This is a genomic window from Arachnia propionica, assembly GCF_037055325.1.
In the GTDB taxonomy this organism is placed as follows: Bacteria; Actinomycetota; Actinomycetes; order Propionibacteriales; family Propionibacteriaceae; genus Arachnia.
Genome location: NZ_CP146373.1, coordinates 2653359 through 2665100 on the forward strand (window position 1 = coordinate 2653359; position 11742 = coordinate 2665100).

At 65.6% G+C, this 11742-nt stretch carries 11 protein-coding genes; 7 read left to right on the forward strand and 4 right to left on the reverse strand.

Going from position 1 to position 11742, the window contains the following annotated elements; genetic code table 11:
• Positions 1–213: 213 nt before the first annotated feature.
• From V7R84_RS12265 to V7R84_RS12280, 4 genes are all read right to left on the reverse strand, one after another.
• Positions 214–576, reverse strand: a complete 363-nt coding sequence (locus tag V7R84_RS12265) for a DUF488 domain-containing protein (RefSeq protein WP_338569440.1) — start codon at positions 574–576, stop codon at positions 214–216.
• Between the two features lie 4 nt (positions 577–580).
• Entirely contained in the window at positions 581–1882 is a 1302-nt protein-coding gene (locus tag V7R84_RS12270) for an ATP-binding protein (RefSeq protein ID WP_338569443.1), read from the reverse strand.
• A gap of 94 nt (positions 1883–1976) precedes the next feature.
• Positions 1977–2180 carry a YdeI/OmpD-associated family protein gene (locus tag V7R84_RS12275; protein ID WP_338569445.1) on the reverse strand — a complete coding sequence of 68 codons (204 nt, stop codon included), beginning with the start codon at positions 2178–2180 and terminating at the stop codon, positions 1977–1979.
• Between the two features lie 20 nt (positions 2181–2200).
• Positions 2201–3484, reverse strand: a complete 1284-nt coding sequence (locus V7R84_RS12280) for an adenylosuccinate synthase (RefSeq protein ID WP_338569446.1) — start codon at positions 3482–3484, stop codon at positions 2201–2203.
• A 215-nt stretch (positions 3485–3699) separates the two neighbouring features.
• On the opposite strand from V7R84_RS12280, the gene dhaK reads away from it, so the two are divergent.
• The 7 genes from dhaK to V7R84_RS12315 all read left to right on the forward strand — a co-directional run bounded on the left by dhaK (position 3700) and on the right by V7R84_RS12315 (position 11711).
• The gene (gene dhaK / locus V7R84_RS12285; RefSeq protein ID WP_338569449.1) at positions 3700–4695 is read left to right on the forward strand and encodes a dihydroxyacetone kinase subunit DhaK; all 996 of its coding nucleotides are present in this window, start codon (positions 3700–3702) and stop codon (positions 4693–4695) included.
• Positions 4695–5321, forward strand: a complete 627-nt coding sequence (gene dhaL, locus V7R84_RS12290) for a dihydroxyacetone kinase subunit DhaL (RefSeq protein WP_338573904.1) — start codon at positions 4695–4697, stop codon at positions 5319–5321. The genes dhaK and dhaL overlap by 1 nt, the downstream gene beginning before the upstream one ends.
• Positions 5322–5324: 3 nt before the next feature.
• Positions 5325–7727, forward strand: coding sequence for a phosphoenolpyruvate--protein phosphotransferase (gene ptsP, locus V7R84_RS12295; protein WP_338569451.1), 2403 nt, complete (start codon positions 5325–5327; stop codon positions 7725–7727).
• Between the two features lie 80 nt (positions 7728–7807).
• Positions 7808–9172, forward strand: a complete 1365-nt coding sequence (locus V7R84_RS12300) for a hypothetical protein (protein WP_338569454.1) — start codon at positions 7808–7810, stop codon at positions 9170–9172.
• A gap of 139 nt (positions 9173–9311) precedes the next feature.
• Complete coding sequence (locus tag V7R84_RS12305; protein WP_338569456.1) at positions 9312–10052, forward strand: hypothetical protein; 741 nt, start codon at positions 9312–9314, stop codon at positions 10050–10052.
• A 112-nt stretch (positions 10053–10164) separates the two neighbouring features.
• Positions 10165–10944 carry a hypothetical protein gene (locus V7R84_RS12310; RefSeq protein ID WP_338569458.1) on the forward strand — a complete coding sequence of 260 codons (780 nt, stop codon included), beginning with the start codon at positions 10165–10167 and terminating at the stop codon, positions 10942–10944.
• Between the two features lie 53 nt (positions 10945–10997).
• Positions 10998–11711, forward strand: coding sequence for a hypothetical protein (locus V7R84_RS12315; protein WP_338569460.1), 714 nt, complete (start codon positions 10998–11000; stop codon positions 11709–11711).
• Positions 11712–11742: the final 31 nt, after the last annotated feature.

The following is an 11742-nucleotide window of genomic DNA, read 5'->3' on the forward strand; positions in this document are numbered from 1 at the left end:
GGCCTCCGTTGTCGAACCTTGCCGAATTTCTTGGTGTTTATGTGGAACTGTTCCGCGTCAGTGATGCCCCACGTTGACCTGGCCAACGCATGACCGATCACCAGATCCCGGGCAGCCTCACGGGCCGGTTACGGCCACGGGTCCTTGGGACGATGATCATGGCAAGCCTTGGCCTCCACCGGCACCACTTCTGCTCAGGCATGTCGATCAACTTCACGAGATCGCCTGCAGATCCTCCAGGAGCTCCTGCAGCACCACCGCCTGGTTCATCCGCGGGTCGCGGGCCGCGTACAGCAACGTCACCACCGGCTGATCGGCGAGTCTCTCCGCCAGGGCCCCGGCCGCGCCAGAGGCCTTCAGCTCGGCCCGGTAGCGGTCCCTGAATTCCTCGAACCGGGACGGGTCGTGCCCGAAGTCGCGTCTCGTCTCGGTGCTCGGCGCCACGTCCTTGCACCACTCATCCAGGTGCGCGGTCTCCTTCGAGATCCCACGAGGCCAGAGCCGGTCAACGAGAACGCGGTAGCCGTCCGTCCCGGCGGGTTCCTCGTAGATGCGCTTGATACGCCAGGAAGTCATGGTGTCATTCTTCACCCGAGACTTCCACCGACACCGGATCCTTCAACACGTAGTGGAACCCACGTCCCTTCCGGTGGGCCCACGCAGGCTGCACCACCCCGACTCGTTCCAGCTTCTGGATCAACGGGACCGCTCCAGCCGCCGATATTCCGAGGATCGATCCCAGCTCCGTCGTAGACAACCTACCCCTCGACTGCACGTAGCTGCGCGCCACGGCCTGCCGATCGCGCCCCGGCATGGCGAGTTTCACCCGCTCATACAGGGAAGTCAGTCCCTCCCGTGCCGGTTGGGACAGGGTCCACACCTCGGGGCCTTCCGTCGGCACACCGGCCACCGGGACGAGAAACCAGGCGCCGGAAACCTTGATGCTGCTCAGTCTTCTCAGCAGCGTACGGGCCATGAACTCATTCGTGTGGGTGATCCTGGCCGCGGTCCTGATGTCGATCCAGCGGTGATCCGCGACCCGCCGTAGCAGCAACAGCAGGCGGTGGTCCTCCAGCACCCGAGGCCGCCCGAGTTCCGAGATCCAGAGCTGCCAGGCAGGATCGGGGGGACGACCGCCCAGAAATACCTCGACGCTGCTGCCTTCCACCTCCCGGAAGGTCGGGGCGGGTTGGCCGTGCCCGACCAGTCCGGAGACCATCCTGTGGATCCCGGCCCCCCGCATCTCCACCAGCCCGAGTGGCTTCAAGAGCTTCATCAGATGGGCGTTACGGGGAAACTGTGGCCGGGAGAACATGTTGTACTCCCCGAATCCCCCGACGAACCCCCCAGGGCTGCGCACCCTCAGCGTCCCGAGACGGTGCTCCTGCTCCACCTCGGTGGCGTGCGAGACGCTCCAGTCGCGGTGCACCACCCCGTTGATGACGGCCTCCCGGGTCGCCTGGGCACTCAGGGCGGGGACGGTTTCCTCCTCCACCCAGTCGGGCATCCGGACCTCGGGGTTGTTCCTGCGGACAGCATCGAGCACCAGCGTCAACTGCTCCAAACCGGAGAGTTCTCCGCTCAGCCGCAGCTCCCTGTGTCCGCCCCGGAGTCGATACTCGATGACCAGACGTCCGCTCCCCACGAACATCCACCAGGCGGCGTTGGTGAGCATTCCGTCGTCCCCGACTGCTCCCAGACGCTGCAGGAGTTCGAGGTCGTGCGCGACCGCGAGGTCACGGGACTCCGCTTCCCCCGACGCCTCGAGGTATCTCCTGACCAGCTGGAGAGCCTCAGGGCGCACCAGGTCCGGGGTCTTGCCGGAAGATTTTCCGGACCAGGTCAGTTTCGGGCGTTTCCTGTGAGATCCCACCGAGGTCATGTGCCCAATACTCACCTAACCTTCGGTCAGCTCGGGGGAATCGCGCCCTTTCCTTGCCCAAACCGGCCCAAAAGCCGACACGATCTTGGACGGTTCAGCGTCCCAGAAGCTTCTCCCTCAGCTGTGTCACGCGACGTTGCTTGGTCTCGTGGCGTTTCGCATCCTCGAAACTCTTGACCCATTCACGCTGATGGCTGGGAGGAAGTCGTTCCCAGGCGGCACGCAGTTCCCCGTCCTCGGCGAGGGCCGCATCCAACGGGGCTGGCGGGGTGACGACAACGCGCGGTTTCGATGTCATGTCGTCAACTTACTGGCCCGTCACAGGAGGTCGTTGATGATGATGCTCTGTTCGCGTCCCGGACCGACCCCGATCCCGGAGATACGGCACCCGATCAGCTCCTCCAAGCGTTTCACATAAGCCCGGCAGTTCGCGGGCAGCTCCCCGAAGTCACGGCAGGCCGAGATGTCCTCGCTCCAGCCGGGCATTTCCTCGTAGATCGGTGTGGCGTGGTGAAAGTCGGACTGGGTGATGGGCATCACGCCGTGGCGTGTCCCATCGACGTCGTAGGCCACACACACCGGGATGCTCTTCCAGCCTGACAGGACATCCAATTTGGTGAGGAAGACGTCGGTGAAGCCGTTGATCTTGACCGCCTGTTCCACCACGAGCGCGTCGAACCAGCCGCAGCGGCGCGGCCTGCCGGTCGTGGCCCCGAACTCACCGCCGTCGCGACGCAGCCGGTCGCCGTTCTCGTCGTGCAGCTCGGTGGGGAACGGTCCCTCACCGACGCGGGTGGTGTAGGCCTTCGCGATGCCGATGGCTCGGTCGATGCGAGTAGGGCCGACGCCCGCCCCCGTGCAGGCACCCGCTGCGATCGGGTTTGACGAGGTCACGTACGGGTAGGTGCCGTGGTCGACGTCCAGGTGGTGGGCCTGGGCACCCTCGAACAGCACCACATCTCCGCGATCGAGGGCGTCGTTGACGAACCTTCCCGCATCGATGACGTAAGGACGGATGGCCTCGGCGTGCGCCAGCAGCGCCTCGACGATCGCGTCGGCCTCGATGGGACGGCGGTTATAGACCTTGACCAACAACTGGTTCTTCTGGTCGAGGGCCGCCTCGACCTTCTGCCGCAGGATCGACTCGTCGAAAATGTCCTGGATGCGCACCCCCATGCGGTTGACCTTGTCGGAATAGGCGGGACCGACACCGCGACCGGTGGTGCCGATGCGCCGTTTTCCGAGGAAACGTTCGGTGACCTTGTCGAGCACCTTGTGGTACTCGGTGATGATGTGGGCGTTGGCGCTGATCAGCGGGTGCGGCACGTCAACCCCACGGGAGGTGAGGGTCTGCAGTTCCTCGGCGAGAACGTCGAGGTCCACCACCACACCATTACCGATCACGGTCGTGGTGCCAGGGTTGAGAATCCCGGATGGCAGCAGGTGCATGACGAAGGTCTCGCCGTCAACGACGAGAGTATGACCCGCATTGTTGCCACCTGAGTAGCGCACACACAGGTCGACGCGATCCCCCAGCTGATCAGTTGCTTTGCCCTTGCCCTCGTCACCCCACTGGGCTCCGACCACGACAACACCAGGCATTGATTTCCTCCACGACACGAAACAAGCCCCAGGCAAAGCCGGGGCCTTACCGCCGCATCTTACCCACACCGACACCCACAACCCCAGCCGGATGGTTAGGCTCTCCTGGCCACCGACGCGGCACGCTTGTGCAGCTCACGCGCTCCTTGCTTGATTCACAAGCAGTTTCGCGCGAGCATCGGGAATGAACGATCGCAAGGGAGCAGGAGCACCCCATGAAGAAGTTGATCAATTCGCCCGACGACGTTCTGGCCGAGGCCCTCAGGGGCGTGGATGCCGCTGACGAGAACGTCCGTGTCGATCACGCCCATCGCGTGATCTTCCGGGCCGAACCCACCCGCCCCGGGAAGGTCGCGGTGATTTCCGGGGGAGGCTCCGGTCACGAACCGCTGCACGGTGGTTTCGTCGGAGTCGGGATGCTAGACGCGGCCTGCGCAGGTCAGGTGTTCACCTCCCCCACCCCAGACCAGATCCTGGCGGCCACCGTCGGCACGGATGCCGGCGCAGGAGTGCTGCACGTCGTGAAGAACTACACCGGCGACGTCATGAATTCCGAGATGGCCGCGGAGCTGGCCGCCGAGCAGGGAATACGCGTCGAGACGGTGGTGGTGGCCGACGACGTCGCGGTGGAGGATTCGCTCTACACCGCAGGCCGCCGCGGGGTCGGGTTGACGGTGCTGCTGGAGAAGATCGTCGGCGCTGCAGCCGAGGAGGGTCGTGACCTGGACGCGGTGGTCGAGGTCGCGAAAAAGGTCACCGGACACGGTCGTTCCATGGGCATGGCGCTGACCTCCTGCACTGTCCCCGCAGCGGGAAAACCCACCTTCGAGCTTCCCGAAGACCAGATGGAGATCGGCATCGGCATCCACGGCGAACCGGGCAGGCACCGCGAACCGCTGACCGGCGCAAAGGACATCGCCCGTCAGCTGGTGGAGCCGATCCTCGCGGACCACGACTTCGCGGGCTCGGAGACCATCGTCATGGTCAACGGCATGGGCGCCACCCCGCTCATGGAACTGTACCTGATGTACGGGGAGGTCAGGACCCTCCTCAACGCCGCAGGAGTGACGGTGGTGCGCAACCTGGTGGGCAACTACATCACGAGCCTGGACATGGCGGGCTGCTCCGTCACCGTCGCGAAGGTCGACGACGAGCTGCTGGCCTTGTGGGACGCGCCCGTGAGGACGGCGGGGCTACGGTGGGGACTGTGATGCTCACCCACGAGCAGTGCATGGCCTGGCTGCAGGCCTTCGCTGCCCTGATCAACGACAACGCGGTTTTCCTCACCGACCTCGATGCGGCCATAGGCGACGCCGATCACGGCACCAACATGGCCCGCGGCACGACGGCGACCCTGGGCAAGCTCGACGCCACAATCCCGCTCGGGGCGATGTTCAAATCCGTCGGCATGACCCTGGTCAGTACCGTCGGCGGATCCGCCGGGCCGCTGTACGGAACCTTCTTCATGAGATTCGGGACGCGACTCGGCGACGTCGAGGACGTGTCCCTGCCCACCTTCGCGGCTGCCCTGAAAGCCGGGCGGGATGGGGTGGTCGAGCGCGGCAAGGCATCCGTGGGCGAGAAAACCATGCTCGACGCCATGACCCCGGCGGTCGAGGCCTTCGAGTCACACGTCGCCGACGGCGATGGACCCCTGGCAGCCGCCACGGCGGCCCTGGCAGCCGCAGAACAGGGCCGGGATGCCACCATTCCACTGGTGGCGCGGAAGGGTCGCGCCTCCTATCTGGGAGAACGTTCCGCCGGACACCAGGACCCGGGTGCCACCTCCACCGTCTACCTGTTCAAGGCCCTCGTGACAGCCGTCGAGGAGGGCTGACCCGTGGCTCTGGTCGGGCTCGTCGTCGTCTCCCACTCCCGCCCGCTCGCCGAGGCCGCGGTGGAGTTGTCGTTGCAGATGGTGCACGGACCACGACCGGAGATCGTGATCGCCGCCGGAACCCCTGACGGCAGGTTCGGCACGGACGCCACACAGGTGGCGGACGCGATCCGGGCCGCCGACCTGGGCGCTGGTGTGGTGGTTCTGACGGACCTGGGCTCCGCGGTATTGAGCGCCGAATTCGCCCTGGACCTGGTCCAGGACGCGAACGCGATCCTGGTCGCGGCCCCGTTCGTCGAGGGCCTATTGGCCGCGACGGTACGTTCCGCAATGGGCGGCACCATGGAGGAGGTCGCCGACGAAGCCCAGGCCGCGCTCACCCCGAAACTGACCGCGCTGGGGCCAGACCCCTGCGAACTTGACGAAACCGCGGAAGAAACCGGCGAGCTGCTGTGGCTGACCGACGCGGAGAATCACATCACACTCCACAACGCGTCCGGTCTGCACGCCCGGCCTGCCGCCCTGCTGGTCGCCAAGGCCCGGGAGTTCGACGCCGAGGTGCGGCTGCGCTGCCACGGCTTGGAGGGAGGGGCTACCTCACCGATCGCCCTGGCAACCCTGAACGCCCGGCAGGGCGACGATGTGTGGATCGGGGCGCGCGGCCCACAGGCCGCCGAGGCCGTGGCGGCCCTGACCTCCCTGATCGCCGATGGTTTCGGGGAACCGTCGAGGAGCCCGAAAACGACTGCCGTGACACCGACCGGTCCGTTGGGAGTCAGTCCGGGACGTGTCGTGGGCATTGCCCGGCTGATGGCACCCCCACTGGTCGATCCCCCGGTGGAGGCTCGGGTGCGGACCTCGCAGCTGTCCGGAGAGAAGAAACGCCTGGAGACCGCGCTGGAGGAGGTCGCCGCCGACTACGAGGCGCGCGCCGACGCATCCGGGGACGATGCGGCCCAGATCATGCGGACTACCGCCACCTTGACCCGGGATCCCGAGTTGCTCCGGTCAGCGCAAGCCCTCATCGACGCCCTGCGCCTGGGCGCTGCGACGGCGGTGTGGCGCACCGCCAACGACATCGTGGAGCGGCTGCACACAGCAGGCGGTCTCCTCGCGGAACGCACCACCGACATCACCGACATCCGCGACCGCATCATCTGCCGCCTGACGGGATGTCCCATGCCCGGAATCCCGGAGTCCGAAGATCCCTTCGTGTTGGTTGCCCACGACCTGGCGCCTTCCGACACCGCTTCCTTGGATCGGGAGCGTTGCCTGGGCATCGTCACCGTGGAAGGTGGCCCCACCGCTCACACCTCAGTCCTGGCACGCAGCATGGGTATCCCCGCCGTCGTGGGTTTCGGCGATGCCCTCTCGATTCCCGACGGAGCCGAGGTGCTGGTGGACGGCACCTCGGGCGAGGTGATCGTCTCCCCGGACGAAACCCAGCGCGCCGGCGCATGCACCACTCCCAGCCCCCTGGAGCCGTTGAGCGCCCCTGGCGCGACCCGCGACGGCGTTCCCGTACCGTTGCTGGCCAACGTGGGCTCCGTCGCCGAGGCCCGGGCCGCGGTGAAGGCAGGAGCAGAAGGGATCGGGCTTTTCCGCACCGAAATCTGCTTCCTCGACGCCGCTGTGGAACCGGATCTCGAACAGCAGTTCACCACCTATCGCGACGCCCTGGCACAGTTCTCGGGACGTCGCGTGGTGGTGCGCACCCTGGACGCGGGCAGCGACAAACCAATGCCTTTTCTCACCATTCCCGGCGAGGAGAACCCCGCGCTGGGGGTGCGCGGCTACCGCACCGCGATCCGTTCCCCCGGGGTGCTCACTCGGCAACTCGAGGCCATCGCCCGGGCCGCGCGGGTGAGCGAAACCGAGGTCTGGGTGATGGCGCCGATGATCTCCACCCCGACCGAGGCCGCGGAATTCGCAGAGCTGGCCCACGCCGCCGGGTTGGAGCGGGTCGGGGTGATGGTGGAGATTCCTTCAGCCGCGCTCCAGGCGGAGGAGATCCTCACCACTGTGGACTTCGTCAGCATCGGAACCAACGACCTCGCCCAGTACACGATGGCCACCGACCGCCAGGCAACGGGCCTGGGCGACCTCCAGGACCTGTGGCAGCCCGCCGTGCTGAGGCTGCTGCACATGGTTGGCGACGCGGGAAGGCGCGCGGGCAAACCGGTCGGCGTCTGCGGGGAGGCCGCAGCCGACCCCGCGCTGGCAGCTGTGCTGGTCGGGCTCGGGGTGACGTCGCTGTCCATGGCCCTGCGCGCGCTGGAGCCGGTGCGCCGCGCGCTGGCCCGGGTCACCATCGAGGACTGCCGACGGGCAGCCGAAGCGGCACTCATGTCCAGCGATCCCGCAGCAGCCAGCGCAGAGGTGTCCCGTCTCCTCGCAATGAGGTGACACATTCGGGGTTAACGACGAAGCCTCCACCCATGTCATACTATTTGCAGTCGCAAACAATCCGGACTGAAGGAAACCCCATGAGCCGCCGTCTCTCCACCATCGTGGCCACCTCCCTTGCTGCCCTCAGCCTCGGTCTGAGCGCCTGCTCAAGCACCATTCCCGCCAACCCTTCACCCGCCGACACCGTCGCTCCAGGACTGACGCAGTCAACCGGGGACGCACCGGGAGGCAATTCCGATCTCGCCTCCAAGCTCCTGGTCGGCCAGGTAGCGGGCGTCACCCTCGCCCAGGTGCAGGTTCACGAGGACGCCACCAGCCCGTTCCCGGACCTGGAGAACCCCTACTACGACAGCGATGTGGACCACAAGATCGAGCCCGCCGGCTGCGAGGCCACCGGCATCGAGCAGCTCCTCGTGGGATCCGAAGGGAAGACCGAGAACGAGGGCATCCGGGTCGCGCTGGGCACTGGCACTTCCTCCCCCCGGAAGCACAAGGACTACGCGAACAAGTGCGCCGAGATCACCAACCACCTCACCGAAACCCCCACCCAGGACAGCATCCAGACGCAGCAGATTCCCGCCATTGACGGCGTCATCGATGTCGTCGCGACGAAAACCCAGCACGGCTTCGTCGGCACGGAGGGGGACGCAGGCTTCTCCACCTACCTGATCACCGGAAACGTCGGCAACATCAACATCACAGTCCAGACATACCCATCCCAAACAGACACCTCCACGGGCAAGGAAGCATCCCTCGACACAGCCGTGAAGATCTTCGAAGCCCAGGTCAAGAAGCTCACTGGCTCCTCCGACTCCACCGAGGGTTCCACCGCTCCTGCCCCCCAGAAGCCGCCTGCATCCTCGCAGGAGAGCAGCGCTCCCTCCCAGAACACCTCGAACCAGGATCTGTCCTCGAAACTCATCAACGGTTCCGTGGCCGGTTTCTCCTTGGCACCGATGGAATCCCCCAGCCCGCTCGCGGCAATCTCCAATTCCTTCTACGAGGCCATGGAGCACAACATCAACCCCGATGGATGCGACCAGACCGGCCTCGACAACCTCACCGCAGGAACCGAAGGCTCCCACGGCCCCGTACACGCCAGGGTCGCGTTGGGGACCGACACCTCCTCTCCCCAGAAGCACAAGCAGTACGCGCAGAAGTGCTCCACGATCACCGGAACCGTCAACGGGGAAGCCATCTTCGAGTCCGTCACGCTGGAGGAAGCCCCCGTGGTTAACGGCGCCACCAACATTGTGGCGACCTCGATGAGCGGCAGCACCCCCAACACCAATGAGGTCGGCCCCAAGTCCTACCTGATCACCGGAAACGTCGGCAACATCAACGTCGTGGTCCACCTGTTCCCGATCGAGGACGGCCAGGATGCCTCCTTCACGGACGCCGTGGCGCTCTTCAAGGCCCAGGTCGAGAAGCTCAACAGCTGAGAGCTGACCCCGGCCCCAACCCCGAGGACGACCTGCGGACGCGCACACTTCCGCAGGTCGTCCTCTGCGTCTCCCGGGACCGGATGACCCGCCGGAATGCGATGATGCCCACACCCTTTCCCTTCGCAAGGAGGACCCAATGCTCCGTCGCATGTACGCTGTCGCAATCGCCGTGCTGACGGCCCTGGTTCTGGGATCCTGCGCGGGGGCGTCATCCACTGACCAGCAGACAACACCTCCCCACCAGGACTCCAACGCCTCACACACCACCGGAAGCCCCGGGGCGGCCGCATCCCCGAGCGCCACCGATGTGTCCCCGTCGTCCGGTTCCGCCCTGTCCGCGAAGCTCCTGACCGGCCCAGTCGCCGGGGTCACTCTCCAAGAAATCGACCGAATCGAGCTTCCACACGACATAGGAAGCGTCTTCGGGCACTGCGGGGACTGCGAGATCGATCCCCCTGAGTGCCTCACGACCGGCCTCAGTTCTCCCGATGCGGCCTCCCAGACAGACGGTGACGCCATGGCCACCACCGTCATGCTGGGCTCCGCCACCTCCTCCCCCGGGAAACACAGGGAATACGCACAACGCTGCCCTTCCGCCAGCGGGACCGCCAGTTCGGTGCCCTTCACCATGAATGTGAAGCTGCTGCCGGAGCCTGACATTGCAGGCGTCAGTGACATCGTCGTGACGGCGAGCATCTGGCACCACGAAGACGAGACAGCACCCGCGAACGAACCATGGCTGATCGTCGTCAGCGGCAATGTCGGCGACATCAACGTCGTGGTTCGTACACGTTCGGCATCAGATGACCAGGACTCCCCGTCCGCCGACGTCGCAACGGAGATCTTCAAGGCCCAGGTCGAGAAACTCAGCGGCTGACCCCATGGCCCTGCCCTGTCCCGGCGCGACCCGCCCGGGGCAGGTCGTGGAGGCATCATGGCCCATCGACGTGACAGGATGGTCGCACATGCAAATGCCCCAAGGAGTCCCCATGCCCCGTCTCCTCCCCGCGATCGCAGCAACCTCCGCAGCAGCCATCCTCGTCGGTCTGAGCGCCTGCTCGAGTACCGCGCCTGCCGGCCCCGCCTCCAGCACCCAGCAGTCGACGCCCCAGGAACCGAAGACGTCCGCTCCGGCCACTGACTCCCCACTGGTCACGGCCTCCGCGGATCCCACGGCTTCCCCCGAATCCTCCTCCCACGAGGACGGGTCGTTTCCAGCCTCAAAGATCCTGACCGGGTCCGTGGCCGGTTTCACCCTCGAGAAGGTAGAGGAGACCAACTCCGAGCCGCTCACGCAACTGTCACATCCCTACTACTTCGAGGAGCATCAGCTCGACCCAGCCGCATGTGATGCGACCGGCATCGAGAGCCTCGTCGTGGGCTCCCATGCGCAGACCGAACACGAGATCGTCACGGTCGCGCTGGGCAGCGACGTCATGTCCCCCGAGAGGCACCAGACGTACGCGAAGAAATGCGCCGAGGTCAATGGCACCATCGACGGTTATCCCGTGCTGCTGAACATCGAGAAACAGAAGATCCCCCACATCGAGGGCGCCGGCGATGTCGTCGCCACGATGACCGACCACGGCGTCCCGAATTCGGAAGGGGACGCCGGTTACAAGTCCTACGTGATCACCGGAAACGTCGGCAACACCAACATCGTGGCCTACACGACCACCACATTCGACGGCAACGGTGCCGGCGTGGAGGCCTCCTTCGACACCGTCGTGGCGATTTTCAAGGCCCAAGTGGACAAACTCAGGAGTTAACCCTGGAACAATGACACCTTGACCCAGTTGTCACACCCATCGGAGGACTGTTCATGTTCCGTCGTTTCCCCCACATCGCAGTCGCCTCACTGGCCGCCCTCACCATCGGCTTGAGCGCATGCTCCAACACCACACCCACAGCATCCCCGTCCGCGAATCAGCAGACGACCTCGCGGACATCCCCCGCGGCGACGAATCCCGAGAGCACTGCCGATACCGCACAGAAAACAGCCGATCCCGATCTGGCCTCCAAGATCCTGACCGGTGAGGTCGCGGGGGTGACTCTCAAGGAGATGCCCGAGATCCCGGACCTGGACAGCGCTCTCAAGGGTGCCGATGTCCAGGTCGAACCCGACGGCTGCCTCAACACGGGTATCACGCAACTCGTGGCGGGCGCCACGTCGGTCACCCAGACCGGGGTCGTGTCGCTCCTGCTGAGCTCCGATTCCGCAGTCCCCGGCAAGTACAAGGAATATGCGCAGAAGTGCGCCTCGGCCAGCGGAACCGTGGCTGGAAGCCCCGTCAAGCAGAGCATCGAGAAGCAGCAGGCACCCGCCGTCGAGGGCGTGAACGACCTCGTCGCAGTGATAGTCACATCCGATTCCACCGTCAATGGCAAACCGTTGAACACCAAGGCCTACCTGCTGATCGGCAGCATCAATGGCAACACTGTCATTGCCCAGTTGCTGAACCTCAACGGCGGGGATCCCTCCACGGAAACTGTCACAGAAATTTTCAAGGCCCAGGTCGAGAAACTCAAGGGCTGATTCCTCCTCTTCCCGGCCCCGGGCGCGAGCC

Excerpts from the sequence above, each read along its gene's own strand:
- V7R84_RS12270 (WP_338569443.1), bottom strand. The coding sequence starts at position 1,882 with ATGACCTCGGTGGGATCTCACAGGAAACGCCCGAAACTGACCTGGTCC.
- V7R84_RS12310 (WP_338569458.1), top strand. The coding sequence starts at position 10,165 with ATGCCCCGTCTCCTCCCCGCGATCGCAGCAACCTCCGCAGCAGCCATC.
- V7R84_RS12265 (WP_338569440.1), bottom strand. The coding sequence starts at position 576 with ATGACTTCCTGGCGTATCAAGCGCATCTACGAGGAACCCGCCGGGACG.
- dhaL (WP_338573904.1), top strand. The coding sequence starts at position 4,695 with ATGCTCACCCACGAGCAGTGCATGGCCTGGCTGCAGGCCTTCGCTGCC.
- V7R84_RS12275 (WP_338569445.1), bottom strand. The coding sequence starts at position 2,180 with ATGACATCGAAACCGCGCGTTGTCGTCACCCCGCCAGCCCCGTTGGAT.
- V7R84_RS12315 (WP_338569460.1), top strand. The coding sequence starts at position 10,998 with ATGTTCCGTCGTTTCCCCCACATCGCAGTCGCCTCACTGGCCGCCCTC.
- V7R84_RS12305 (WP_338569456.1), top strand. The coding sequence starts at position 9,312 with ATGCTCCGTCGCATGTACGCTGTCGCAATCGCCGTGCTGACGGCCCTG.
- dhaK (WP_338569449.1), top strand. The coding sequence starts at position 3,700 with ATGAAGAAGTTGATCAATTCGCCCGACGACGTTCTGGCCGAGGCCCTC.
- V7R84_RS12300 (WP_338569454.1), top strand. The coding sequence starts at position 7,808 with ATGAGCCGCCGTCTCTCCACCATCGTGGCCACCTCCCTTGCTGCCCTC.
- V7R84_RS12280 (WP_338569446.1), bottom strand. The coding sequence starts at position 3,484 with ATGCCTGGTGTTGTCGTGGTCGGAGCCCAGTGGGGTGACGAGGGCAAG.